The organism is Klebsiella sp. PK18 (assembly GCF_057784655.1).
Genome location: NZ_CM173493.1, coordinates 4,926,937 through 4,951,213, shown reverse-complemented (window position 1 = coordinate 4,951,213; position 24,277 = coordinate 4,926,937). Strand labels below are relative to the sequence as shown.

General features: G+C 59.3%; 25 protein-coding genes. 3 read left to right on the top strand and 22 right to left on the bottom strand.

From position 1 onward, the window contains the following. Positions 1-16 precede the first annotated feature (16 nt). The 3 genes from AC3EMD_RS24340 to AC3EMD_RS24330 are packed head-to-tail and all read right to left on the bottom strand — an operon-like array spanning position 17 to position 4,964. Complete coding sequence (locus tag AC3EMD_RS24340; RefSeq protein ID WP_012542996.1) at positions 17-1,141, bottom strand: ABC transporter permease; 1,125 nt, start codon at positions 1,139-1,141, stop codon at positions 17-19. After that, positions 1,141-3,900: a ribosome-associated ATPase/putative transporter RbbA gene (gene rbbA / locus AC3EMD_RS24335; RefSeq protein ID WP_302073813.1), complete on the bottom strand. Its 2,760-nt coding sequence runs from the start codon at positions 3,898-3,900 to the stop codon at positions 1,141-1,143. Before rbbA ends, AC3EMD_RS24340 begins: the two co-directional genes overlap by 1 nt. Then, positions 3,897-4,964 (bottom strand): HlyD family secretion protein, encoded by a 1,068-nt coding sequence (locus AC3EMD_RS24330; protein WP_016160214.1) that lies wholly within the window; start codon positions 4,962-4,964, stop codon positions 3,897-3,899. Before AC3EMD_RS24330 ends, rbbA begins: the two co-directional genes overlap by 4 nt. Before the next feature lie 403 nt (positions 4,965-5,367). Between AC3EMD_RS24330 and AC3EMD_RS24325 the strand changes: the two genes are divergently transcribed. After that, positions 5,368-6,762 carry a diguanylate cyclase gene (locus tag AC3EMD_RS24325; RefSeq protein ID WP_012542993.1) on the top strand — a complete coding sequence of 465 codons (1,395 nt, stop codon included), beginning with the start codon at positions 5,368-5,370 and terminating at the stop codon, positions 6,760-6,762. A 48-nt stretch (positions 6,763-6,810) separates the two neighbouring features. Here the strand turns inward: AC3EMD_RS24325 and trpS are convergent, their stop codons facing one another. From trpS to AC3EMD_RS24235, 18 genes are all read right to left on the bottom strand, one after another. Then, complete coding sequence (gene trpS, locus AC3EMD_RS24320; protein WP_016160216.1) at positions 6,811-7,818, bottom strand: tryptophan--tRNA ligase; 1,008 nt, start codon at positions 7,816-7,818, stop codon at positions 6,811-6,813. Between the two features lie 200 nt (positions 7,819-8,018). Then, positions 8,019-8,348, bottom strand: coding sequence for a DMT family transporter (locus tag AC3EMD_RS24315; RefSeq protein ID WP_004204123.1), 330 nt, complete (start codon positions 8,346-8,348; stop codon positions 8,019-8,021). A gap of 17 nt (positions 8,349-8,365) precedes the next feature. Beyond that, positions 8,366-8,779, bottom strand: a complete 414-nt coding sequence (locus AC3EMD_RS24310) for a DMT family transporter (RefSeq protein ID WP_023296995.1) — start codon at positions 8,777-8,779, stop codon at positions 8,366-8,368. Between the two features lie 31 nt (positions 8,780-8,810). Further along, positions 8,811-9,476, bottom strand: a complete 666-nt coding sequence (locus AC3EMD_RS24305; RefSeq protein ID WP_302073812.1) for a hypothetical protein — start codon at positions 9,474-9,476, stop codon at positions 8,811-8,813. 12 nt (positions 9,477-9,488) lie between these two features. Beyond that, positions 9,489-10,109, bottom strand: coding sequence for a phosphate propanoyltransferase (locus AC3EMD_RS24300; protein WP_012542989.1), 621 nt, complete (start codon positions 10,107-10,109; stop codon positions 9,489-9,491). Continuing rightward, positions 10,106-10,504 carry a BMC domain-containing protein gene (locus AC3EMD_RS24295; protein ID WP_012542988.1) on the bottom strand — a complete coding sequence of 133 codons (399 nt, stop codon included), beginning with the start codon at positions 10,502-10,504 and terminating at the stop codon, positions 10,106-10,108. Before AC3EMD_RS24295 ends, AC3EMD_RS24300 begins: the two co-directional genes overlap by 4 nt. A 12-nt stretch (positions 10,505-10,516) precedes the next feature. After that, entirely contained in the window at positions 10,517-11,464 is a 948-nt protein-coding gene (gene cutD, locus AC3EMD_RS24290; RefSeq protein WP_032731573.1) for a choline TMA-lyase-activating enzyme, read from the bottom strand. A gap of 85 nt (positions 11,465-11,549) precedes the next feature. Continuing rightward, on the bottom strand, positions 11,550-14,936 hold the full coding sequence (gene cutC / locus AC3EMD_RS24285; RefSeq protein WP_302073811.1) for a choline trimethylamine-lyase: 3,387 nt from the start codon (positions 14,934-14,936) through the stop codon (positions 11,550-11,552). 131 nt (positions 14,937-15,067) lie between these two features. After that, positions 15,068-16,249 carry a 1-propanol dehydrogenase PduQ gene (locus tag AC3EMD_RS24280; RefSeq protein WP_234002155.1) on the bottom strand — a complete coding sequence of 394 codons (1,182 nt, stop codon included), beginning with the start codon at positions 16,247-16,249 and terminating at the stop codon, positions 15,068-15,070. Positions 16,250-16,266: 17 nt separating this feature from the next. Beyond that, a complete protein-coding gene (locus AC3EMD_RS24275) occupies positions 16,267-16,524 on the bottom strand; it encodes a EutN/CcmL family microcompartment protein (protein ID WP_040972713.1) in 258 nt (85 codons plus the stop codon). Between the two features lie 24 nt (positions 16,525-16,548). Next, positions 16,549-18,150, bottom strand: a complete 1,602-nt coding sequence (locus AC3EMD_RS24270) for an acetaldehyde dehydrogenase (acetylating) (RefSeq protein ID WP_234002154.1) — start codon at positions 18,148-18,150, stop codon at positions 16,549-16,551. A gap of 53 nt (positions 18,151-18,203) precedes the next feature. Then, complete coding sequence (locus tag AC3EMD_RS24265) at positions 18,204-18,482, bottom strand: BMC domain-containing protein (protein WP_004146125.1); 279 nt, start codon at positions 18,480-18,482, stop codon at positions 18,204-18,206. Between the two features lie 12 nt (positions 18,483-18,494). Then, entirely contained in the window at positions 18,495-18,779 is a 285-nt protein-coding gene (locus tag AC3EMD_RS24260) for a BMC domain-containing protein (RefSeq protein ID WP_002442227.1), read from the bottom strand. Positions 18,780-18,796: 17 nt separating this feature from the next. Beyond that, a complete protein-coding gene (locus AC3EMD_RS24255) occupies positions 18,797-19,075 on the bottom strand; it encodes a BMC domain-containing protein (protein ID WP_012542984.1) in 279 nt (92 codons plus the stop codon). Between the two features lie 446 nt (positions 19,076-19,521). Next, positions 19,522-20,040, bottom strand: coding sequence for a FidL-like protein (locus AC3EMD_RS24250; protein ID WP_302073810.1), 519 nt, complete (start codon positions 20,038-20,040; stop codon positions 19,522-19,524). Further along, the gene (locus AC3EMD_RS24245; protein WP_023322004.1) at positions 20,037-20,840 is read right to left on the bottom strand and encodes a winged helix-turn-helix domain-containing protein; all 804 of its coding nucleotides are present in this window, start codon (positions 20,838-20,840) and stop codon (positions 20,037-20,039) included. The genes AC3EMD_RS24250 and AC3EMD_RS24245 overlap by 4 nt, the downstream gene beginning before the upstream one ends. A gap of 21 nt (positions 20,841-20,861) precedes the next feature. Beyond that, entirely contained in the window at positions 20,862-21,446 is a 585-nt protein-coding gene (locus tag AC3EMD_RS24240) for a TetR/AcrR family transcriptional regulator (RefSeq protein ID WP_023322005.1), read from the bottom strand. Between the two features lie 141 nt (positions 21,447-21,587). Then, a complete protein-coding gene (locus AC3EMD_RS24235; RefSeq protein WP_302073809.1) occupies positions 21,588-22,370 on the bottom strand; it encodes an NAD(P)H-dependent oxidoreductase in 783 nt (260 codons plus the stop codon). A gap of 86 nt (positions 22,371-22,456) precedes the next feature. Between AC3EMD_RS24235 and AC3EMD_RS24230 the strand changes: the two genes are divergently transcribed. Together AC3EMD_RS24230 and fosA are read left to right on the top strand one after the other, a co-directional pair. Next, on the top strand, positions 22,457-23,365 hold the full coding sequence (locus AC3EMD_RS24230) for a LysR family transcriptional regulator (protein ID WP_023322007.1): 909 nt from the start codon (positions 22,457-22,459) through the stop codon (positions 23,363-23,365). Continuing rightward, on the top strand, positions 23,359-23,778 hold the full coding sequence (gene fosA / locus AC3EMD_RS24225; RefSeq protein ID WP_023322008.1) for a FosA5 family fosfomycin resistance glutathione transferase: 420 nt from the start codon (positions 23,359-23,361) through the stop codon (positions 23,776-23,778). Before AC3EMD_RS24230 ends, fosA begins: the two co-directional genes overlap by 7 nt. 64 nt (positions 23,779-23,842) lie before the next feature. On the opposite strand, the gene symE is transcribed toward fosA, so the two are convergent. Then, entirely contained in the window at positions 23,843-24,178 is a 336-nt protein-coding gene (symE, locus tag AC3EMD_RS24220) for an endoribonuclease SymE (RefSeq protein ID WP_023322009.1), read from the bottom strand. Between the last annotated feature and the right edge of the window lie 99 nt (positions 24,179-24,277).

Here is a 24,277-nt window from a genome sequence, read left to right as displayed (position 1 = left end):
GGCCCTTCTTAAGCCCTTACGCCATCTCGCCAATAGTCTTACGAAAACGCAGCAACGCGATAGTAAAGAATACCCCGCCGATAGCCAGCAAGGTTAAGAACTGCGGCCAGACGATGGCGAAGCTGGCGCCGCGGTACAGTATCGCTTGCGCCAGACTGACGAAGTGGGTGGTCGGCATGGTCAACATAATATCCTGTACCAGCTGCGGCATACTTTCCCGCGGCGTGGATCCGCCGGAGAGCATCTGCAGCGGCAGCAGCACCAGAATCATCAGCAGCCCCAGCTGCGGCATCGAGCGGGCGAGGGTGCCCATAAAAATGCCGATTGAGGTCGTGGCGAACAGGCTGAGCGCCACCCCCAGCATAAACAGGGGAATCGACCCTTCAATGGGCACCTGCAAAATCCCCTGCACCATCAGTATCAGCGACAACCCGGAGACCACCAGCACCACCAGGCCCATCGACCAGATCTTGGCCATCATGATTTCAAACGGCGTTACTGGCATCACCAACAAGTGCTCTATGGTGCCATGTTCCCGCTCGCGGATCAGCGCCGAACCGGTGAGGACGATCGCCAGCATGGTGATGTTATTGATGATCGCCATCACCGCGCCAAAGCGCTCCTGCTCAAGGTTAGGGTTAAAACGCATCCTTACCGCCAGCTCTACCGGCAGTACGCTGTTATCCCGATAACGGGCGACAAAGCTGTTGACTTCGCCACTGATAATATTCTGGATATAGCCGTTACCGGTAAAGGCCTGGCTCATTCGCGTGGCGTCAACGTTGACCTGGATTTCCGGCTGCCGACCGGCCAGCACATCGCGCTGGAAGTTAGGCGGGATGTTGATGGCGAAAGTGTAGCGCCCGGCATCCAGCCCGGCGTCCATCTCATCAGCGGTGATCAGCTCCGGCTCGAGAAACCAGGGACGGTAGAAAGCGTTAATAATGCGTGAAGAGAGCTGGGATTTATCCATATCAGCAACCGCGATCGGCGCCAGGTGCAGCGAACCAGGCATCACCGTGGCCGAGGAGTACACCGACACGGTAAACGCAAACACGATCAGCGCCAGCATCGCTTTATCGCCGAGCAGGCTGCGCAGCTCTTTGACGCCAAGATTATAAATATTGCGTAATCCGCGCATCATCCCTCCTGTTTCTTCAGCAGCAGCACGCTCAGCCCGAGCACCAGCGGCACCGCAATCAATAGCGGAATGAACGAGCCCCACAAATCGCTGAGATTCAGCGCCTTGGAGAAGGTGCCGCGAGCGATAGTCAGGAAGTGGCTGGTCGGATAAATTTGCCCGATCCAGCGCCCGGGCCCTTCCAGCGACGCCACCGGATCGATCATCCCGGAGAACTGGGTTGCCGGGATCAGCGTAATGATCGCGGTACCGAAGATGGCGGCGATTTGGCTCTTCATAAAGGTTGAGATCAGCAGCCCCAGACCGGTGGCGATGGTGACATACAGCAGCGCCGCCAGGGTCAGCGTCAGGAAGCTGCCCATATGCGCGACGCCAAAGACAAAGACCGACAGCGCGCACAGCAGGAAGAAGTTAAACATCCCCAGTACGATGTAAGGCAGCTGCTTGCCGAGCAGGAATTCACTGCGGGTGGTTGGCGTCACGTACAAGTTGATAATCGATCCGAGCTCTTTCTCACGGACTACGCTCAGGGCGCTGAGCATCGCCGGGATCATCATCAGCAGCAGCGGGATCACCGCCGGGACGATGGCCGGCAGGCTCTTCACGTCCGGATTATAGCGATAGCGGGTCTCGATGGAGATGAGCGAGGTATCGTGCTGTGGGCTACTCTGCCGGGCGGCCATCTCCTGCAGCCAGGCGAGATGCATCGCCTGCACGTACCCGCGCACCGTTTCCGCGCGATTTGGCATTGCGCCGTCCACCCAGATGCCGATTTGCACCGGTGTGCCGCGGGCGATATCGCGACCAAAGTTCGGCGGGATCTCTATTGCCACCGCCAGTTCGCCGTCACGCATCCGGCGGTCCAGTTCGTCATAGCTGTGCAGTGGCGCCTGCTCGATAAAGTAGCGTGAGCCAGCGATGTTCTGCGACCAGCCCTGGCTGCTGAGGGTTTGGTCGCGGTCGAGTACGGCAAAGCGCAGATCCTCAACGTCCATGCTGATCCCATAACCCATGATAAACATCAGGATCACCGTCCCCAGCAGCGCCAGCGTCGATCGTACCGGATCGCGGCGTAGTTCCAGCGCCTCGCGGCGGCTATAGCTAAACAGGCGGCGCAGGCTGAATGACTGGCGTGGGGACGCGTTCTGCTGGTGTGATACGACAGCAGGCGGTGCGGGCGTGGTAGAGACAGAAACGGTCGGTTGTGCGGCATCCGCCGCTTCCTGCAGCCAGGCGATAAACGCCTCTTCGAGGCTGGCTGAGCCACGTTGCTCAACCAGCGCCTGCGGCGTATCGCTGGCCAGCACCTTGCCGGCGTGCATCAGCGAGATGCGATCGCAGCGTTCCGCCTCATTCATAAAGTGGGTGGAGATAAATATAGTAACGCGATCCTGGCGCGCCAGGTCTACCATCAGCTGCCAGAACATATCGCGCGCCACCGGGTCGACGCCGGAGGTCGGCTCATCGAGGATCAGCATCTCCGGGCGGTGGATGACCGCCACCGCTAACGACAGGCGCTGACGGATCCCCAGCGGCAGATCGGCGGGAAGCGCGTCTTTAACCTCGGTCAGCATAAAGCGCTCGCTCATCTCAGCGACCCGGTGGGCTATTTCGTCGTCCGGGATATGAAACAGGCGGGCGTGCAGCTCGAGGTTTTGCCGAACGCTCAGTTCGCTGTAAAGCGAGAAGGCCTGTGACATATAGCCCACCCGCTGTCGGGTGGCGATATTCTTCGGGTCGACCGGCTGGCCGAACAGCCAGGCTTCACCTTCGCTGGCGGGCAGCAGGCCGGTGAGCATCTTCATGGTGGTGGATTTGCCGCAGCCGTTAGATCCAAGGAAGCCAAAGATTTCGCCGCGGGCGATGCGAAAGTTAACGTGGTCGACGGCAACAAAGTTGCCGAAGCGCATGGTCAGGCCGCGTGCTTCGATGGCGATCTCTTCCTCGCGGCTGTCGCGCGGCGGGATAACTACCGTCTTATGCGCTTGACGTTGTGCTTCAGGTAGCAGGGCGATAAACGCCTGCTCCAGGGTCTGGCTGCCGGTCTGGGCTTTGAGCTCCGCGGCGCTGCCAGTCGCCAGCACCTCGCCGGCATTCATCGCCACCAGCCAGTCAAAGCGCTCGGCCTCTTCCATGTAGGCGGTAGCGACCAGCACGCTCATCTCCGGCTGGCGCTGGCGAATACTGTCGATAAGCTCCCAGAACTGCGCCCGGGAAAGCGGGTCGACGCCGGTGGTCGGTTCATCAAGGATCAGCAACTGCGGGTCGTGGATCAGCGCGCAGCACAGGCCGAGCTTTTGCTTCATCCCACCGGAGAGTTTACCGGCGGGGCGATCGCGAAACGGCGCCAGCCCGGTGCTCTGCAGCAGCTCGTTGATGCGCAGTTCGCGCTCGGCTTTATCGTGGCCGAACAGGCGGGCGAAGAAGTCGACGTTTTCATACACCGAGAGGGTGTGATAGAGGTTTTTCCCCAGCCCCTGTGGCATCCACGCGATTTTCGGGCACACGTCGCGGCGGTGATGCACATCACGCATATCGCCGCCAAGCACCATCACGTTACCCTGTTCAATGGCCCGCGCCCCGGCGATCAGCGAGAGCAGGCTCGATTTGCCGACGCCGTCCGGGCCAATCAGACCAACCATACGCCGTGCCGGGATCGCCAGGCTGATATCCCGCAGCGCGATGGTGGCGCCATACTGCTGGCCAACGTTTTCCAGCAGGGCGACGGGGGGCGAGGTATCCTGCGGCGTCAGTTTCATTGCGGCAACCTCACCGTTAGCGCCTCAGGCCAGGGTTGTTGTTTATCCACCCGCACGTAAGCCATGCCGGGCAGGCCGGTTTTGACATATTCCAGATGCTGCGCCAGCAGCTCCGGCGGGATGCGCGCTTTGACGCGGAACATCAGCTTAAGGCGCTCGTCGCTGGTTTCTACCGTTTTCGGCGTGAACTGGGCGACGCTGGCGACAAAGCTGATGTTGGCCGGGATCACCAGATCCGGCGCGGCATCAAGGATCAAGCGCGCTTCGCTGCCGAGCGCCAGCAGGCCAGCCTGTTCGGTTGGCAGAAAGAAGGTCATATAGACATCGGCGAGATCGACCATATTCAGCACCCGGCCACCGGCGGCCAGGACTTCGCCTGGCTCAGCGACGCGATATTGAATGCGGCCATCACGGGGTGCTTTCAGCTCGCTATCGTCAATATCGGCAAGGATCCGCCGTTCGGTCGCCTGGGCGGCTTCGACGCGGGTTTGCGCCTGAATAATGCTGGTGCGGGCAGCTTCGATGGCGGCGCGGGCGGCAGAGACCTGGGCTTTTGCCGATTCCAGCGCCGCGCGGGCACTCTCTGCTGCCGCGCGGTCGTCATCCAGCTGCTGGGCGGAGACGGCGCCGCGCTGCGACAGGGCATTCGAGCGGACATGGCGTTTCGCCGAGGAATCCAGCTCCGCCTGGCGCTGCTTCACCACTGCTTCGCTGGCGCGCATTTCACTCTGCCGCTGATCGAGCAAGGCTCTGGCGGCGAGCACCGCGCTTTCCGCCTCCTTGATTTGTGCGGCGGCTTCAAGACGCTGCTCGTTCAGTACGCGGGTATCCATCCTCGCGAGGACTTCTCCCTGACGCACAAACTGGCCCTCTTTGACCAAAATCGTGTCGATACGCCCGGCGATTTTACTGGCAATATCGACTTCGGTGGCTTCGATTCGGCCGTTGCTACTGGCAAAACCGTCCGGGAGACCTGGCGGGCGCAGCAGCCACCATGCGGCGGCGGCGAGCATCACCAGTAAGCCGACAAGATACCCTGCCCAACGTTTCTTTATTTTGTCCATACGCGACTCGCTTGATTCCCTTTGCTGAGTGGTGCGCGTGTTTCCTCCGCCGAGCGGAGCGTCCTCCTTGCGAGGGACGAAAAGGTGGGGATAAAGGCCGCTGACGCCGCGCTCTGCCGCGTCGATGCGCAGCCGATCGCTGTGCTACTTATGTGGTCATCATCAGCGATCCTGGCCTTAATGAAACACGCATAGTGAGAGCTACCGTCATCGCGATAGTAACATTCGTGGCGATGTTGTCCATACGAAGTGCATGGTCTTGTCGGTGTGTTAACAGAAATACCCACCGTCAGGATAAAACCGCGAAAACAGGGCGCCTGTTTTGTTATCTGGTTGCCCCCCGGTAACTACGATATGATTCCGCTCCTGGCATTAAGAAACATCCGACGAGTGCTTTAATTTCATGAATGAAGAAAGCCAAAAATATATCGCCGTGATTTTTAAGGAATGGCTACCGCTGTATGACAGCCTGACGCCGGACGTCCGTGCATTGCTTAAAAAAATGGCCGATGAGCGATCGTCGATGTTAGCGACCCGCTTTTACGATTTTATTTTTCAGGATCCGGATATCGCCAGGCACCTCTCTTATGAGCTGGTTGAGGAACGTCTGAGCCGCTCTCTGGCGGGATGGGTACAGCAGATCCTGACCTGTGAAAAAGAGGATCTTCAGGCTCTTGCGGAGCGCCAGTATCAGATCGGCAGCATTCATTCGCGGATTGGCATCCCGGCAGAGGCGGTGCTGCGCGGCGCGCGGCAGATAAAATCCGGGCTGGTGGAGGCGATTCGTGACAGCCAGGTCGCGCGGGACACCGGGATAGCGGCTATCCATTACGCGATCATGGCGATGAATATGGCGGTGGAGATGATGTGTCACGCCTATACGCTGTCGCATTATCGGGCTACCAAAAATGAAGAAGCTTTTCGTCTGTACAGCCTGATGGATAACGTCCCGATGGAGTATGGCAAGCAGCAGGCATCGCTTTCGGGTTGGGAAAATAGTGCGATTTTTAATATCGTCAGCGAGAACAGGACGGACCTTAACGCAACGTTATTATCTGAATCCGAATTTGGTTTGTGGTTTCGCCATAAATGCGTTCGCTATTTTAACCACAATCCGCAGATGGGGGAGATTACTGAGTTGATCGGTCAGGTGGATGCGTTGATTACCGAATGGCGTACCGCGGAACAGGATGCTGGTTATAAAAATACTCAGAGCCTGCTGCAAAAGATCCATATCCATTGCCAGCACATCAGCAGCCAGCTGGGAGTGTTATTCAGTAGTCTGTCGCAGATGCAAAATGGCAAAGACGCGCTAACCAGCCTGCTTAACCGTCGCTATCTGCCTGTGGTGCTCAAGCATGAAGTCACCCTGGCGATTGAGTATGACCTGCCGCTGACGGTAGCGATTATCGATATTGATTTCTTTAAAGAGATCAATGACAAATGGGGCCATATGGTCGGCGACCGCGCCATTAAGCACGTAGCCGATCTGCTCAGCGATAATATTCGCTCCAGCGACTATCTCTTCCGCTACGGCGGCGAGGAGTTTCTGCTGGTGCTGGTGGAGACCCGCGCGGCAGAGGCTTTCCCTCTCCTTGAACGTCTGCGCAAAAAGATTGGCCAGCTGGCGTTTAACGTTGGCGGCGACACGCAGATCCCCATCACCGCCAGCATTGGCTTTGCCGCCCACACCGGTCACCCCGATTACAATCTGCTGCTGCGCGACGCCGATAACGCGCTGTATGCCGCCAAGCGCGAGGGGCGCAACTGCGTGAAGATGCACAAAGGCGGGGGATAAAACCGTAGCCCCGGTAAGCGTAGCGCGACCGGGGAAGGGCTCTGAAACTCAGAACAGCACCGGCAGCCCCAGCCCGCGCTTCACCTCATGTAGCGTCTGCTGCGTGAGCTGGTGGGCACGTTCGCTGCCCTGGCGCAGCAGCTCAAGCAGCATCCCTTTATCCTGAATATAGGTAGCCCGGCGTTCGCGGATCGGCGCCAGTAGCGCCTGCAGGCAGGTTTCCAGTTCATTCTTACACTGGCGATCGCCCAGCCCGCCGCGCTGATAGTGGGCTTTCATCTCAGCAACCAGCGCCTTATCGCTATGGAAAGCGTCGAGATAGGTGAACACCACGTTGCCGTCGACATGTCCCGGATCGCTGACTCTCAGGTGCGTCGGGTCGGTATACATCGCGCTGACCGCGCGGTGGATCTCCTCTTCACTGGCCGATAACGTCAGCGTATTGCCCAGCGATTTCGACATTTTGGCATTACCGTCGACGCCCGGCAGGCGGCTCACTTCGCTGAGTAGCGCCTTACAGTGGCGCAGCACCGGCTCGCCGGTGAGGCTATTCATCTTGTGGACGATCTCGTTGGTCTGCTCAATCATCGGTAGCTGATCGTCACCCACCGGCACCAGCTCGGCCTTGAAGGCGGTGATATCGGCCGCCTGGCTAATCGGATAGGCAAGAAAGCCCACTGGCAGCGAACGGGCGAATCCCTTTTGGGCAATCTCATTTTTGACCGTCGGATTACGTTCCACGCGGGCGACGGTGACGATATTCATATACAGCGCGCTGAGCTCCGCCAGCGCGGGCAGAGCGGACTGCAGGCAAATAGTGGTGAGCCTGGGGTCGATGCCGACGGCCAGATAATCGGCCATGACTTCGAGGATATGGTGGCTGATTTTTTGCGGGTTGCTGCCGTTATCGGTGAGCCCTTGCAGGTCGGCGATCAGGATAAACTGCTGGTGGTCGTGCTGCAGCGCGACGCGCTGGCGCAGCGAGCCGACGTAGTGGCCAAGGTGCAGCTGGCCGGTCGGGCGGTCGCCGGTGAGGATGGTTTGTGGATGGTTCATCAGGGACTCCTTATCAGACTGTTCAGCCGAAAGACGTCCTGAAAACACCAAAGCCGCCTTCCGGCGGCTTTGAAAATGGAAACGTGTATCGTGCCGCCTGTTATGCAGGCAGCCACCAACGACGGGGATAGGTAACGATAACGTTTCTGTTCATCTTTTTATCCTGCCACGAAATCACGGCGGGGTAAACCCGCCTCGTATTACATGGTCGAGAAGACGTTCATGATCACGCCGCCGGAGATAATCAGCGCCATGGCGATAATGGCCGCCAGGTCCGGTTTCTGCTTATAGAGGATCATGGAGCAAATCGTCACGCCGACGATACCGAAGCCGCACCACAGCGAGTAGGCTACGCCCACCGGAATGGTGCTCATCGCGCGGGTGAGGGCGAAGTAACACAGGCCGTAGGCGCAGACCACCAGCACCGAAGGCGCCAGTTTGCTGAAGCCGTTGGTTTTTTTGATCATCGAGGTGCCGGTGATTTCGGAGCCGATAGACAGCGCCAGCCATAAAAATCCGAGATTAAACATAGGGTATTCCTTTCCTGTTAGTTAGCGATGTTCTTATCCATGGAGGCGACTGGCGCGGCGGGCGCGGGCTCTTCGCTCGCTTCGGAACCCATCTTCGAGAACAGGTTCATGATAACGATGCCGCTGGCGATCACCGCCATGCCGATGATGGCGGCGGTATCCGGATGCTGGCCGTAGAATGCCATTCCCAGCGTCGAGACCACCAGGATACCGGTTCCGGACCAGGTGGCGTACGCCAGGCCGACCGGGATATCTTTCACCGCCCTTGAGAGCGAGTAATAGCAGGTGCAATAGAGCGCAATCAGCAATACGAGCAGCAGCATTTTTGTGCTGCCTTCGCTGTTACCGAACATTTTTAACGTCGAGGTTGCCGAGGTTTCGGAGAGGATAACCAGCAGCATCCATAACCAGCATTTTGTTTTCGAAGACATCGTTAAGCTCCAGGTTCATAGTTGGGTAAGGTCATATCTTTCTGTTTTTTAAATAATCAATGGCTGCATCGGTCAGTTGCGCGTGCGGTGCCGCCGCCAGCGCCGGATTATTCACTATGTCTGTGACGGTGAGATAACGGCGCGGTTCGCTGCTGGCGGCAGGCGCGGTGGGCGCGTCCAGCGTCGCCAGCAGCTCATTCATGGTGCCGAGGAAGACGCCGCAGGCTTCCAGGCGAGTCAGTGTGGCCTGCAGATGTCCGGCGTAGGCGCTGTCGGCCTGCGCCCCGCGCAACTGGTTGAGTTCGCTGAGCGGATCGCAGTGGTAGCGCAGCGCCAGCACGGGGATCCCCGTCAGCAGCGCCTCGTGCGCGCAGCGGGCGAGCGGACTGCGCAGCGTGCCGTTCAGCAGATCCGAGGCCAGCGTATAATCGAGAAACGGTAGCAGTACCGCCCGCCACGGCGCTGACGGCAGGGCATCCTGCCAGGCCGATGACGGGATAATCTCGCCCACCTCCTGCCACGCGGCGGCGTCGGCGAGACCCTCCTCCAGCGCGAGGCGCAGCGGGTAGCCGCAGCTTGCCAGGCGCTGGCGGATTGCCGTGCGGTAGCCGTCAGCGGCGGTCACCATCACCAGTACCGGCGGGCGCAGGCGCTGTAAAATTCGCGCGACTAAACCTTCAATCTGTTCGTCGGTCATGGCGAGCCTCCGTTAGCCGATGAGCGTCACCTGCGCGCCGTTTTTCAACCCGGCGGCATTGGCTTCTTCGGTGTCAATGTGAAACTCCAGCGCGAAGTCATCGCGCACCCGCACCACCACTTCATCGAAAGTCAGCTGACGCTCGCCGTTGCTGCGCACGCTGACCTTCTGGCCATTGCTAACGTTGAGCTGGCGCGCGTCCTGCGGCGACATATGAATATGCCGCCAGGCGCAGATCACCTGCGAATGGAGTTCAACGTGGCCTGCGGGCCCAATCAGCAGCGCGCTACCGGCATTATCCAGCTGGCCGGACTCACGAACCGGCGCCTTAATCCCGAGCGTGAAACAGTCGGCGCGCGATACTTCCAGCTGCGATACCGGGCGGGTCGGCCCGAGGACGCGGACGTTGGTCAGCGAGCCTTTCGGCCCGACAACGGTCACGCACTCCTGGGCGGCGAACTGCCCCGGCTGGCGCAGCGGTTTGAACGGCGTCAGGCTGTAGCCTTTGCCGAATAGCGCCTCGACGTCCTGTTGCGCGAGATGGACGTGGCGGTTGGAGATCCCCACCGGGATCGCCGGCGCCGTTGCGCTCAGGCGGGCGGCGATTTTTTCGCGAACCAGGGTGTCGATCATGACTTCTTCCCTTTCTTCAGCGCCGGATGTTTATCTTCCGTTTCGTTCGGGGCGGCAGGGGGGACGATGGGTTCCGGGGCGGCGATAACCACCGGTTCGGCCGCTTTTTTCGCAGGCGGCGGGTTGCCTTTGAGGTTGCTTAACGCTTCAACCACACAGCGCTCCGGGCGGGCAATCACCAGCGACTTCACGGTGTGCTCGGCGCCGGCCACCGCCACGCCGCGTTCAATGGCGGTGTGGATGGCGCTGATCTCCCCTTCAAAGCAGACGCTCACCAGCCCGGAGCCTGGTTTGCGATAGCCAATGCAGGTCACTCCCGCAGCTTTACAGGCGGCGTCGACGGCCTGAATGGCGGCGACCCATCCTCGCGTTTCAATTACGCCTAAACTTTTCATGGTCGGCTCCTGTTAATGGCGGACTAAGCGAATATCAAAATCAAATTGCCGGAAGAAGGTTTCCAGCCGGTCCAGTTCGTCCGGTGAATAAGACGGGTCCTGGGTAATCGGGTAGGGCATATCCAGGCGTTCGTACTTTTTGCGTCCCAACTGGTGGTACGGCAGCATGTCGATGCGGCGGATATTCCCGCGCTTCGCCAGCTTCTGTACGTAATCAATGGCGCCGGTAATGGCGTCGAATGAGTCGTTGTAGCCGCGAATGAGCGGCATACGCACAATGACGTTGGCGCCGGAATCCACCAGCCATTCGAGATTGCGGCGGATCCCTTCGTTACCGATGCCGAGCATCGCCCTGTGGTGATCGCTGTTAATCTGCTTTATGTCGAATAAGAAGGTGTCGGTGACCGGCGCCAGCTTCTGGTAGTTGGCAAGCGGGGTGGTGCCCTGGGTTTCGACGGCGGTGTTAATCATCATCTTTTTGCATTCACTGAATAAAGCGACGGCAAAATCGGTCTGCAGGCTCATCTCGCCGCCGCCGATGGTCACGCCGCCGCCGGAGGAGATGTAGAAGTCGTAGTCCTGCATGATGATCTCCATCAGCTCGCTGACGGTGACGTCCTTGCCCATAATGTCCAGTGCGTTCTGGGTGCAAATCTCTTCGCATTTGCGACAGCCAATGCAGTCTTTATTGCGGTCGACGAAGTGCTTCATTTCGCCGTTCTCTTCCGCCCGATAATGAATACCCGCCGGACAGACGCTGACGCAGTCGCCGCAGTTAATGCATTTGTCGTGCGAGAACATCACCTGGAACTGGCTGCTCAGCCCTTCCGGGTTGGCGCACCACGGGCAGCGAATGTTGCAGCCCTTAAAAAACACCAGCGTGCGAATGCCATCGCCGTCATAGATCGAATATTTCTGGATATTGAAAATTCGGCCCGTTAATTCTTGTTTTGCGATCACGCTTGCCTCCCGCTCCGTCCCGTTACGGGACGGAGAACTTCCGGTTATTTCTCAAATACGGCTCAAATAATTCCCAATAAGAGATCTAGAACTTCTCAATCACCGTACGGCTGATGATCTCGTCCTGGACCTCTTTGCACAGCTCGACGAAATAAGCGCTGTAGCCGGCGACGCGGACGATCAGGTCGCGGTATTTCTCCGGCTCCTGCTGCGCCTTCTTCAGCACTTCGTTATCGACGTAGCTGAACTGCATCTGGCCGTTGCCGAGAATCGAGGCGGTACGCAGCAGGGTAATCAAGCCGTGGCGACCTTCCGGGGTATCCAGCAGCCCTTTGAGGAACTTGAAGTTGTGCACCATGCCGATGTTCATGGTTTCCACGTTCATCTTGCTGACCGACTTGATAATCGCCGTCGGGCCTTGTTTATCCGCGCCCTGGGTTGGGCTGATGCCGTCGGAGAGCGGCATCCACGCCAGGCGGCCGTTCGGCGTGGCGTTGGTCAGCTCGCCGATTGGCGTGTTGTTGGAGATAGACAGGGTGCCGTGGCTGAGGGTTGAGTAGAGCATCTTGTACTTACGGCACTCTTTCTCGGTCCATTCGGTAATATCCAGCGCGTACTGGTCGACGTAGTTATCGTCGTTACCGTATTTCGGCGCGTTCAGGCAGTCGCGGCGCAGCGCTTCGTAACCTTCAAAGTTGGCCAGCAGCGCATCGCGGATCTGCTCAAGGGTGTATTTCTTCTCTTCGAACACCAGCTTGCGGATCGCCGCCATCGAATCGACGTAGGTCGCCAGACCGGAGAAAATCAGCCCCGGGCCGTGGTTGACCATCGCGCCGCCGGCGGCGACATCTTTGCCGCTCTCCATGCAGCCCTCGACCAGCAGCGACATCAGCGGCTTTGGCGCCACATCGCGGTGGACGCGCTGGCTGATGACGGTGCCGATGGCCGACAGGCGCACGATATGGGCGATCTGCTGTTTCACCGCCGCGTCGAAATCGTCGAAGGTGCGCAGGTCGCGCAGGTCGCCGGTGTCCAGCCCCTGATAGCTATCGAACAGCACCATCCGCCCGCGGTTGAGCACGAATTCGATAGCGATAGGCCACTGGGTGTAGCCGGTGGAGGTCCACTGGTAGATGCGCCCGGATTTCTGCGGCTCAACGCAGCCCATCAGGCAGTAATCGCGGGCGTCTTCAAAATCGAAGCCTTTGCGCAGCATCATCTTGATGTGGGAGTCATCGAAGTGGCAGGCCGGGAAGCCCATTCCCGCTTTCACCACGTCGACGATTTTTTCCATGTATTTCTGCGGCGACTGGTTGTGGATACGGCAGGCCAGCGACGGCTGGTAAACCTTCACGAAGCGCACGGCGTCCATAATTAGATAGGTCAGATCGTTACAGGCATCGCCGCCGCTACGTTTCTGGCCGCCAACGGTGAGGTTGATAAACGGCTGATAACCCGCGAAATATTTCGCGCCCAGCTCGCTCGACATCCACATCAGTTCGGCACATTTGATGATGAACGCCTGCAGCAGCTCCAGCGCGCTGTCGTGGGTCAGGCGGCCTTCGCGGATATCGGCTTCGAACATCGGGTAGCAGTACTGGTCGACGCGCCCTAGCGACAGCCCGGTCTGGTTCTCTTCGATTTCAAACAGTGATTCGACGGTCCAGATACTCTGCAGCGCTTCCTGCAGGGTCTTCGGCGGATTGGCCGGCACGTTTTCGTTGACGTCGGCGATGGTCAGCAGTTCGGCGCGGCGCTGGGCGTTTTGCTCTTTAGCCGCCAGTTCGCGGGCGTGGGCGGCGATACGGCGGGCATAGTTGACCACCCCTTCACAGGTTTCAATCGCCGCTTTGTAGTAGTAGATGCGATCGATATCTTCCGGGTTTTCCATGCTCAGGCTGGCCAGATGCGCCTCGGCATCGGCTTTAATCCCATTCATCCCTTTGGTGAACAGCAGCACGTCGTAGCCCGGGCAGGTATCGCCGCCGCCGTTAATCTGGTGATAGGAGAGGTCGCTGACGAAGGTCTCGCCGCTGAAGGCCCAGACGCCAGCCTCACGGTATTGCGCTTCGCAAATCTCATCCAGCGAACGGCCTTCCCAGAATGGGACGATCTCTTCGCGAATGGTTTTTTTATCTGCTTCGCTGATCTCAAACGGATCCTGCGGGCGGGTGCTCATGGTGTCGAGCTCGTCGCGCACCCAGCGCCAGGCGATATCCGGCGAGAAGGCGCCCGCGCGCGGCTTGCCGCACGGATGGCCGACGATCAGCTCATCGTCCTGAATCAGAATCGGCGCGGTTTCGCAGGCGTGGCGAAAAGCTTTCGCCCGCAGCAGAATGGTCGGCATGCCCGGGTTGGCTTTGACCACTTCGGTAAAGGCCAGCGCGCGATAGATAGAGACGCTCGGGCGTACCGTCAGGTAGTGGTTACGCAGGCGCTGCATGCGCGGGGTTAAGCCTTCCATCACCGGCATGTCGGCGCAGGCGGCGAACGGCGCGTGGCTGACCGGCTGTACGCCGCTAAACAGGCGCACCGGCAGATTCAGCGCGCTGAGGTTGCGTTGGGCGCTGATAAACATCGCCGAGAGTTCGTTCACTTCAGCATGGTCAAAAGCGGCGCCGTGCAGCATGGCGTCGAGCATCGGATAGCCGTCAATGGCGCAGGCGGCGCGGACTTCGCTTAGTTCCGCCAGCTTGAACCACAGGCACTCCACGATCTCATAGGCCTGCTGGGTATTGAGCGCGCCGCTGTTGATATCGCGTTGGAAGTAAGGCAGTAGCGCGATATCCGCCCCTTGCGGGTTAACCGCATAGCTGCCGTTATCCAGCTGTAGCGCCAGCTGGAACAGATAGAACGCCTGGCAGGCTTCTTTGAAATTACGCGCCGGATGGGCCGGAACGTGGTGCAGAATGGCCGCGCTATCGAGCAGCTCGGCTTTGCGATAAGCATTGGTTTCCGCGGCCGCCAGCTGTTCGGCGCTGTTGGCCAGATTTTGCGCCAGCGCCAGCAGGGCGTCGCAGGCGTAGATGGCGGCGCGACAGCCGTTGACTTCATCCATACCGCTGCGGCTGACCGCGCTACCGAGGGCGCGGGTTTTCTCTTCTAACTGGTGCTTAATCGCCAGCACGCCTTTTTCGACCACCAGTTTGTAATCCGGCGAGTCCAGCTCGCTATTGAGGTTGAGGAACTGGAAAACCGATGGACGACGGGTCGCGTTTTCGTCATGGAAAATCGCCCCGTGCGGTTTACGGGTCTGGTTGCCGACGATCAGCTCGTCGGCGCTGATGGTCAGCGGCAGCTGGCGCATCAGTTCATAGAAGCGGCGCGCCGGTTTAACGGCGGCGGGAACGCCCGCGATGTCGCCATCAAGAGCGTTCAGCGTGGTGGCATGTTCGGTGCACAGCGTGCTTTTCTGGGCGAGTAAACGGTCTGCCAGCACTTTGACGCGCGGCGTTAAGTTGTAGTGTGCCATGAAGTATTCTCCAGATGTTCTTTTTCCGCGGCTGATGACAACCCGGTTGTGGATACAGTGTCCGTTTCTGCCGGGTGGCGGCTGACGCCTTACCCGGCCTGCAAATAACCCAGCGATCACCCGGTTATCTGTTACCCGTAGGCCCGCGCAAGCGGAGCGCCGCCGGGCGATGTCTGTTGTCCATGCCACGCCTGGCGATAAAGTTCGGTTAACGCGTTAGCGTCTGGCGCGCGTGGGTTGGTCGGAGTACAGCTGTCGCGCAGCGCCTGGCCGACCATCTCCGGCAGGCGGCGGTCGAATTCAGGCGCGTCAATGCCGGTGTCGCTAATGCCGGAGGGCATGTTCATCTCTTCTTTTAACGCCTGAATGGCGACCAGCAGGCTGGCGACGCCCTGGCGTGGCGAGGCGGCAGGCAGATCCAGCAGATGCGCCAGACGGGCATATTTATGCGCCGCGAGGGTGTCGCACTGGCCGTCGACATCGGCGTTCCAGGCGACGACGTGCGCCATCAGCAGGGCGTTGGCGCGGCCATGGGGCACGCGGAAGACGCCGCCGAGGGCGTGTGCCAGGCTGTGGGTTATCCCAAGCGACGCGTTGGTGAAGGCCATGCCCGCCATGCAGGAGGCGTTGTGCATCTTTTCGCGCGCCAGCAGGTTGTCGCCGCTGCGCCAGCAGGTCGGCAGATAGCGAAATACCTGCTGCACCACTTTCTCCGCCAGCGCGTCGGAAAAGTCGCTGGCGGCGCGGGAGACGTAGGCCTCAAGGGCGTGACACAGCACGTCCATGCCGGTGTCGGCGGTAATTGCCGGCGGTACCGAAGTCACCAGCGCCGGGTCAAGAATGGCGATATCCGGCAGCAGCGACGCATCCACCAGCACCAGCTTCTCCGCGTTGGCTTTCACCACCGAAAAGGCGGTGACTTCCGAACCGGTACCGCTGGTGGTGGGGATGGCGACAAAGCATGGACGCGGCCGGTTAGTCTGCGGACGGGTTTGCGCCAGGGAGAAAATAACCGCTTTGGCGGCATCGATTACCGAACCGCCGCCGAGCGCGATAACCAGATCCGGATAGTGGTTATCCATCAGCTTCATGCCGCGCACCACGGTGGCGATATCCGGATCGGCCACCACGTCGTCCCACACCTGCCAGGCGATCCCGCGCTGGCGCAGCAGGGCGGTGACGCGCTCGGCGAGGCCAAACTTGACCATCGCTTGATCGGTCACCAGCAGCACGCTACGGGCGGAGAGTTCGTTCAGCACCGAGAGGGCGTCCTGACCGAAGCAAATCCGCGGTTTCAGTAAAAATTCACTCATTGGGCTATTCACTCCTGTTAGGCGTCCCGAAACACGTTCTCGACAATGGCGACCACCGACATCGCTTTGTAGCGGTCTTTATTGAGCGCGAAGTACTCTTCCGCCAGCACGATGTCGTGCATACCGGCGCCGACGTTATCGACGGCGACCCAGGTCTGGTCCTTCATCGGCTGCTGATTGTCATCCAGTCGGGTGACCAACAGCAGGTTGCTGCCGCGCAGCTCATCGCATTTCTGCGTGGCGACGACATGGCCGGTTACCTTTGCGAGAATCATCGTTTATCGCCTTATATCAGTGCGTTACTTAGCAAGGCGCTCCAGCACCTGGCGGATAACGCGTTCCACGTTTTGCTCGTTGATTTCGCCTTCCATGCTGGCGGCGCCTGCGCTGGCGAAACGGTCATCGCTGCCTGCGGATCGCGCTGGCGCGGCGTTAGCCGGGGCGTTGAAACGCAGGTCATTAAGAATGCTGCGCTGCGGATCGCTCGCCGGAGAGACGATGGTCGGCTGTGGTTCAGGGCGGCTGCCCGGCGCGCGAAGCTCGTCGATCGACCGCACGCCGTAGCCGACTTTGCGGATATTGAGCAGGTTCATCGGGCCGACGTTGTCGGAGCTGGATCCGCCGCCGACTGCGCCGCAGCCGAGGGTCAGCGCCGGGGAGATGTTAGTGGTCGCGCCGATACCGCCGAGTGCCGCCGGGGTATTAATCAGAATACGGTTGACCGGTTTTTCAAGGCTGAACTGGCGGATGACGTCCTGATTACGAGTGTGGATCACCAGCGTATGGCCGAGTCCTTCATTGGTCAGCAGCTCCACCACGCGGTGGCAGGCGGCTTTCCAGTCCTCTGCCACGTACAGGCCGAGCACCGGGCACAGTTTTTCCCGCGAGTAGGGGTTTTTCGGCGATACGGTGGTCTGTTCGGCGATCAGTACTTTAGTGCTGGCCGGGACGCAGAATCCCGCCATCTGGCTGAGGTACAGCGCGGTTTTGCCGACCACTTTCGGGTTGATGGTGCCGTTCGGGCGCAGCAGCAGCGCCGCCATTTTCGCCGCTTCATCTTCATTCATAAAGTAGGCACCCTGCGCTTCCAGCTCGCGGTGAACCTCGTCGTAAATGCAGCCTTCGACGATGATCGACTGCTCGGAGGCGCAGATCACCCCATTATCGAAGGTTTTGCTGGTGATGATATCTTTCACCGCGTGGTGGATATCGGCGCTGCGTTCGATAAACGCCGGGCCGTTGCCCGGGCCGCCGCTGATGGTCGGGGTGCCGGAGGCGTAGGCCGCGCGCACCATGCCTTCGCCGCCGGTGGCGAGGATCAGCGACACGTCTTTGCTGTGCATCAGCTCAGAGGTGGCTTCGAGCGTCAGCTGGGTGATGCCGTCAACGCAGCCCTCCGGCGCACCGGCCGCTTCCGCCGCGCGTTTGACGATTTCAATCGCCTTCCAGCTGCACTGACGCGCGCCCGGATGCGGGGAGAAGATAATGGCGTTGCCGGCCTTGAGGGCGATCAGCGCTTTGTAGATAACCGTGGAGGTTGGGTTCGTTGAGGGGACCAGCGCGCAAATCACGCCCAGCGGCACGCCCACGTCCATCACTTTTTTTACCGGGTCGTCATGAATGATGCCAACGGTCTTCATATCTTTGATGGCGTCGTAGACGCGCAGCGAGGCGAAGCGGTTTTTCAGCACTTTGTCCTGCCAGTTGCCAAAACCGGTCTCTTCCGCGGCCATTTTCGCCAGCGCTTCGGCGTGGTGCGCTGCTTCCTGGGCCACGTTTTTCACGATGGCGTCGATTTGCTGCTGCGAAAAGGTGGCCAGCATCGCCTGCGCCTTTTTGGCGTTGCGCACCAGTTCCCGGGCGTTCTGCCGGGACTGCAAATCGTTATCCAGTTCAATCATGAGTCTATCCTTCATCAGACGAAAAGAGTGGGGACGGGGCGCGCCCTGTCAGGTCATGCTTTGTGCTGCGCCGCGATTTTTTCGATGTCGTTATGTGGACGCGCAATGACGCGAGAGCTGACGACTTCGCCGATGCGTTTCGCCGCTTCCACGCCGGAGTCGACCGCTGCGTTGACCGCGCCGACGTCGCCTTTCACCATCGCGGTGACCAGGCCGGAGCCGACGTTTTCATAGCCAATCAATTCGACGTTGGCGGCTTTGCACATCGCATCCGCGGCTTCAATACAGGCCACCAGACCTTTGGTTTCGATAAGACCAAGCGCTTCTTTCATCAGGTTTCTCCGTTAGTCCGCAATTTTGTAATGCGAGACGATTTTGTTGATGTCGTTATGCGGACGCGCGATGACCAGCGAGGTCACCACTTCGCCGATGCGTTGTGCGGATTCAACGCCGGAATCGACTGCCGCTTTTACCGCGCCGACGTCGCCTTTCACCATCGCGGTGACCAGGCCGGAGCCGACGTTTTCATAGCCGATAAGCTCGACGTTGGCGGCTTTACACATCGCATCCGCCGCTTCAATGCAGGCCACCAGACCTTTGGTTTCAATCAGACCTAATGCATCACCCATTTGCGTTCTCCTGGCCTTCAGGCCTTGTGTTTAATGACGATTTTGTTGATGTCGTTATGTGGACGCGCGATGACCAGCGAGGTCACCACTTCGCCGATGCGCTGGGCTGATTCCACACCGGAATCCACCGCCGCTTTTACCGCGCCGACGTCGCCCTTCACCATCACGGTGACCAGGCCGGAGCCGACGTTTTCATAGCCGATCAGTTCGACGTTGGCGGCTTTACACATCGCGTCCGCTGCTTCAATACAGGCCACCAGACCTTTGGTTTCGATAAGCCCCAATGCATCACCCATCGTGATCTCCTCCAGAACAGGTTTTGTTATTCGGGAAAACCGTCCGCGTAACGGCATCAACACGCGGAAGCGGCGTTCGAGGTTCACTATAGGGAATGGGGAGGTAAGTGAAATTTAAATCCGTGAAGATGAATATTTTAGGTTTTTACTCTGTGATTTAGCCTTATTTAAACTTCTTTTTATCTGTTCGTTCTGTTTTATGCGTATTGATTTTTATGATGATATGGCGCTTTTTTAGGCTATTTATCGGCGGGAGATGAATGTTAATAAGATGTTAATTACTTGCCAGCGGTTAGTAATATAGCCGCGTGATAATTGTGGGTATGCTCATGTTTTGGCGTCGAAGCTAAATGCAAAACGTGCGCTTTTAGCATCGTGGAAAGAGGGGGCAATAATGGAGCGTGAGCGAGGGCGCATTTTCCTCGCGGCGGTTCAGGGGGGACGGGTTAGTTAAGCGTGCTGCCGGACTTCAGCGTGCAGATGTAGAGCGGCGAGTTGATAGAGCTTAGCAGGATAGCTTTCTCGTTAAGCTTTTGCGCGTTGAGGAACAGGCCGTCATGGCTGTCGGACATTTCGCGCATGAAGTAGTCGAAGATGACATTCGGCGATTCGTCGATGGACGAGGCGCTGGATTCCCATTTCTTGATGCGGTAGTGGCGCTCGGTCGCCGAGATGCGCTGGCTGGTGTAGCTGAATTTGACGTAGCGCTGCAGGTAGAGCCAGCCGGCGGCAGAATCGGTATAGCCTTCCACCACCATCGACCCGTTGCCGTTAGCGGCAAAATTAAAATGGATATTGCCGTTCACATTCTCTTTTTCCATGTTTTCAAAACGCATGATCGCTTTGGTGGAGCAGCTCATCACGCCATCGTTGGCATCTGGCAGCAGGCGCCAGACGCTAAAACCGGCGGCGGCGACAAACGTCAGAGCGGAAAGGGCGAAAAAGGTGCGGGGCGCGAGTCTCATTGCGGCTTCCAGGAGTAGTAAAAGTAGTTATCGCAATAGCTAAACGGGTTGTCCTCGTGCATCGCGCAGTGGGCGAGAAACACCCGGCCCAGGCCGTTGGTCTCCAGCCGGTCGCCATAGAAGAAAACAAAACGCTCACCCGGCTTGCAGCTGAGCTTCAGCCGCTGACGCACCTCATCAAAATTCTTACCGTAGGCCGTCGCGGAAACCGAACGCAGCATTTCATCGCTGGCGAGCAGTTCGCACTGGCTGTGGTTCATCAGCGTCAGATTGATTGGCCGGGCGGCGTGGGTGCCGGCAAAAGTGAATGCCACCAGCAGCAGGGCGATGATCAGCAGACAGCCGCCGGCCAGATACCAGCACATTCCGCGCGCATGTGGCGAATCGGTGGGTGGCGTTGTCGCCGCCGGGGGGACGGTTTCAACAGCCCTCTCGGGTGGATTAGCACCCTCGGTAAGCGCCGGCCCGGCATCGAGCAGTTCAATGCTCAGATCCTGATTCAGCTGCAGCATGCCGCGCGATACAGTGACGATAATGTTATCGATATCGTAGTGGCGGAAGGTTTTACGCAGCATGCTCAGGTATTGATTGAGGTTGCTGTTGGAAGAGGTTAAACCATTATCATCCCAGACTTTTTTCAACACTTCATCGCGACTGACGACGCCAGTATGGCGGAGAAAAAAATAGAGTAGCGCGCTGGCGGTGATGGATAGCTGGCTATCCGGTTCATCGCTGCCGGGCAGGGTAAGCGTGCCGTCCGTTGCATCATAAATGAGACGGGCATTGATGTTGTAGCGCATCGCGGCCTCACTCTATTCGCTTCACGCGGGAAGCGTCATTTTGGTCAGATCGTTTACCAGCGACTGTCGGTGATCGCTGCTCATGGTGCGCCCTTCGGTGAGTTCCGATAACCAGATGCCGTCGGCCGCGTAGCGCACCAGCGTGCCGGTCGGGCCGTTATCCAGCGCATCGCCCTGCGCCAGGTGATCCAGCATCCAGTCGCGCCAGCATTTTCGCAGCACCGGCTCGTCCGGCATCGCCAGCGACAGCACCATCAACTGGCGGCTTTCGTGGGTATCCGTCAGCTCCGGGTTGGACAGATAGCGCAAATAGGCGCGGGTAAAGCGCCCGTAAGCGATGTTATCGGCGGCCATCAGTTCGCTAATCGCCTTTTCCATGATCGCCAGCAGCCGGGCGAACAGGGCGAAAATCAGCGCCTGCTTATTGGGAAAGTGATGCAGGAGGCCACCTTTGCTCACGCCAGCCTCGCGGGCGACGGCGTTCAGCGACAGGGCAGCGATACCATCCCGGCCGGCAATCATCGCTGCCGATTCAATCAGCTGACGGTGGAGACGGACGGGATCTTTTTTACGATGCTGGGCTTCCATATTCATGGCCGGAATCATACCGACCAGACGGTATGATTATTTTTGATCGCTATCAATATGAGAGGCGGCTTCGGGCGACGGGATACCGTTAATGCGTGGAGGCTCACAAATTGTCATATTAATGAACGCGATAACCCGGATGGGCTATCGCGTTGAGGTTTATTTCGTTGCCAGATGCACCGCCAGGCCGCTTTGCCCCGGCGCCAGCTCCGGGCGCAGCGTCAGCGACGGGATCAGATAATCGCCATGATTCTGCCGGCGGAATGGAATGGGCTCGGTTTGCCACAGCGTGTCCAGCCGCTCGGCAAGCGTAGCGCACTGGTCGGCGAATTGCCCGGCATCGGTTTTATCCGTGCGGTAGAACACCAGCGGCGGAAGCACCTCAAAGCCGGGATAGAACAGCATACCGTGCTGAATGGGGAACAGGATGTCGTCGATGGGGCCATTGATCCCGCGCGGTGAATAGTGTTCCGCCCAGCCGCCGGCGGTGACGATCAGCATCGCCCGCTTGCCGACGAAGGTGCCTTCCCCATAGCGATCGCCCCAGTGGCGGTCGCTGTGCTCGCCGACGCCATAGGCAAAGCCCCAGGCGTACACCCGGTCGATCCAGCCCTTCATGATGGCGGGCATTGAGAACCACCACAGCGGAAACTGGAAAATCACCGTATCGGCCCACAGCAGCTTTTCCTGCTCGGCTGCGATATCCGCACTTTGGGTGCCCTGGGCAAAGGCCCGTTTTGAATCGAGGGTCGGCCGCCAGAACTCGCCGACCGGCGTGGCGCCGCTGTCATCGGCGTCATACCCGGCCTTCCAGCGCATGGCGTAGAGATCGGAGACTTGCACTTCATGCCCGGCCTGCTGCAGATGGCGGACGGCAAAATTTTTCAGCGCGCCATTAAGCGAGCGCGGTTCCGGATGGGCGTAAATCAGCAGTACTTTCATAACATCACCTCTGGCGTATGGAGAGCTGCAGAGTAGGAAAGCTGACGCTATAGTAGAAATTAATTACTTAAATTCCAGGTATAGCCGTGATTAATTTACATCGTCTGGATCTCAATCTGCTGCGCACGCTCGACGTGCTGCTCAGTGAAAACAACGTCACCCGGGCGGCGCATCGGCTGAATCTGTCGCAGCCGTCGGTCAGCATTCAGCTCGCCAGGCTGCGGGAGATGTTTGCCGACCCGCTGCTGATGCCGGGCCCGCGCGGCATGCAGCCCACCGCCCGCGCCGATGAGCTTCGTCAGCCGTTGCGCGCCGCATTAGCCGCGCTGGAGCAGGCGGTGGCGCCGGTGGCGCCTTTTAATCCGGCCGCGGCGGCGGAGACCTGGCGGGTGGCGGCGACGGACTATATGGCTTCGGCGATCCTCCTGCCGATGCTGGGCAGGCTACGCCTGGCCTCTCCCGGCAGTCGGCTGGCGGTATTCGAGCTGCAGCCGGCACGGCTGGAGCAGCAGGCGGCCAGCGATGAAGTGGATCTCTTCTTCCATACCCGCGAGGGCGCGCCGCCGGGGCTGCATCAGCGCCTGCTGTTTCGCGAGCGCTACGTGCTGGCGGGCCGGGCCGGGCATCCGGCGCTGCGGCCTGGGCTTAGCCTGGAAACGTTCTGTCAGCTGGAGCAAGCGATCGTCTCCCCGGACGGAGGCGGCTTCAGCGCGGCGACCGATACCGCGCTGGCGAATCTTGGCCTGACGCGGCGGGTTGTCCTTTCCGTGCCACATTTCCTGTTTATGCTGGAGACCCTGCGCAATAGCGATCTGGTGGCGGTGCTGCCGGAGCGGCTGGTGCGCGGGCAGAGCGGGCTGGCAGTCGTCGAGCCGCCGCTGGCGGTCGCCGGCTTTGAGATGCTGATGCTGTGGCACGAGCGCTGGCACCGCGACCCGGCGCATCAATGGCTGCGTCAGTTCATTGTGAATTCACTGGAGGAACAGACATGCTGAGTGGACTGAATCATCTGACCCTGGCGGTGAGCCAGCTGGCGCCGAGCGTGGCGTTTTATCAGCAGCTGTTGGGCATGACGCTGCACGCCCGCTGGGACAGCGGCGCCTATCTCTCCTGCGGCGATCTGTGGCTGTGCCTGTCGCTGGATCCGCAGCGGCGCATCACACCGCCGGAGGAGAGCGACTACACCCATTATGCGTTTACCATCAGCGAAGCGGATTTCGCCCGCTTCGCCGCCCGCCTTGAGGTTGCCGGCGTGGCGGTCTGGAAGTTGAACCGTAGCGAAGGTGCCTCGCACTACTTCCTCGACCCCGACGGCCATAAGCTGGAGCTACACGTCGGCAGCCTCGCCCAGCGTCTGGCCGCCTGCCGCGAACAGCCGTATAAGGGGATGGTGTTTTTTGATGAGTGAAACTGCCTTGCAGACGCGAGGTAACCCGTCGCCCCGGTAAGCGCAGCGCCACCGGGGAGATGAGTTATGCTAGTTTCTGCCTTTGCCCGGCGATCGTGCCGATTAACGCCTGCACCTGTTTCTGCTTGCGCGCCGACAGCTTGCTGACCTGACGCAAAGCGGCGGTGAGCTCCGGCTCTGTTGGTTTGGCGGTAATCACGATACAACCGTTCATTACCTTGAGATCCACTGCGGTTTCGGTGGCAAAACCTGCCGCCTCCAGCCACTGACCCTTCATGGTCAACGCCGGAATACGCTGATAATCAGGATGACGAGTCGCATAACTCACGGTTAATTGACGACTAACTGCCGGGGAGACTTCTGGATCGGTGAATTCTGCAATAGAATGCGGGGTAGTCATGATGGCTATTTCCTATGAATAGTGGTTGTGATTAGCAAGGCGCTCGTGTTGCAGCACGGGTGCCTTGCGATAAATACCTGTACATATCATCAGGGAATA

Coding starts and splice junctions, on each gene's coding strand:
- AC3EMD_RS24340 (WP_012542996.1), bottom strand. CDS start 1,141: ATGCGCGGATTACGCAATATTTATAATCTTGGCGTCAAAGAGCTGCGC.
- rbbA (WP_302073813.1), bottom strand. CDS start 3,900: ATGAAACTGACGCCGCAGGATACCTCGCCCCCCGTCGCCCTGCTGGAA.
- AC3EMD_RS24330 (WP_016160214.1), bottom strand. CDS start 4,964: ATGGACAAAATAAAGAAACGTTGGGCAGGGTATCTTGTCGGCTTACTG.
- AC3EMD_RS24325 (WP_012542993.1), top strand. CDS start 5,368: ATGAATGAAGAAAGCCAAAAATATATCGCCGTGATTTTTAAGGAATGG.
- trpS (WP_016160216.1), bottom strand. CDS start 7,818: ATGAACCATCCACAAACCATCCTCACCGGCGACCGCCCGACCGGCCAG.
- AC3EMD_RS24315 (WP_004204123.1), bottom strand. CDS start 8,348: ATGTTTAATCTCGGATTTTTATGGCTGGCGCTGTCTATCGGCTCCGAA.
- AC3EMD_RS24310 (WP_023296995.1), bottom strand. CDS start 8,779: ATGTCTTCGAAAACAAAATGCTGGTTATGGATGCTGCTGGTTATCCTC.
- AC3EMD_RS24305 (WP_302073812.1), bottom strand. CDS start 9,476: ATGACCGACGAACAGATTGAAGGTTTAGTCGCGCGAATTTTACAGCGC.
- AC3EMD_RS24300 (WP_012542989.1), bottom strand. CDS start 10,109: ATGATCGACACCCTGGTTCGCGAAAAAATCGCCGCCCGCCTGAGCGCA.
- AC3EMD_RS24295 (WP_012542988.1), bottom strand. CDS start 10,504: ATGAAAAGTTTAGGCGTAATTGAAACGCGAGGATGGGTCGCCGCCATT.
- cutC (WP_302073811.1), bottom strand. CDS start 14,936: ATGGCACACTACAACTTAACGCCGCGCGTCAAAGTGCTGGCAGACCGT.
- AC3EMD_RS24280 (WP_234002155.1), bottom strand. CDS start 16,249: ATGAGTGAATTTTTACTGAAACCGCGGATTTGCTTCGGTCAGGACGCC.
- AC3EMD_RS24275 (WP_040972713.1), bottom strand. CDS start 16,524: ATGATTCTCGCAAAGGTAACCGGCCATGTCGTCGCCACGCAGAAATGC.
- AC3EMD_RS24270 (WP_234002154.1), bottom strand. CDS start 18,150: ATGATTGAACTGGATAACGATTTGCAGTCCCGGCAGAACGCCCGGGAA.
- AC3EMD_RS24265 (WP_004146125.1), bottom strand. CDS start 18,482: ATGAAAGAAGCGCTTGGTCTTATCGAAACCAAAGGTCTGGTGGCCTGT.
- AC3EMD_RS24260 (WP_002442227.1), bottom strand. CDS start 18,779: ATGGGTGATGCATTAGGTCTGATTGAAACCAAAGGTCTGGTGGCCTGC.
- AC3EMD_RS24255 (WP_012542984.1), bottom strand. CDS start 19,075: ATGGGTGATGCATTGGGGCTTATCGAAACCAAAGGTCTGGTGGCCTGT.
- AC3EMD_RS24250 (WP_302073810.1), bottom strand. CDS start 20,040: ATGAGACTCGCGCCCCGCACCTTTTTCGCCCTTTCCGCTCTGACGTTT.
- AC3EMD_RS24245 (WP_023322004.1), bottom strand. CDS start 20,840: ATGCGCTACAACATCAATGCCCGTCTCATTTATGATGCAACGGACGGC.
- AC3EMD_RS24240 (WP_023322005.1), bottom strand. CDS start 21,446: ATGATTCCGGCCATGAATATGGAAGCCCAGCATCGTAAAAAAGATCCC.
- AC3EMD_RS24235 (WP_302073809.1), bottom strand. CDS start 22,370: ATGAAAGTACTGCTGATTTACGCCCATCCGGAACCGCGCTCGCTTAAT.
- fosA (WP_023322008.1), top strand. CDS start 23,359: ATGCTGAGTGGACTGAATCATCTGACCCTGGCGGTGAGCCAGCTGGCG.
- symE (WP_023322009.1), bottom strand. CDS start 24,178: ATGACTACCCCGCATTCTATTGCAGAATTCACCGATCCAGAAGTCTCC.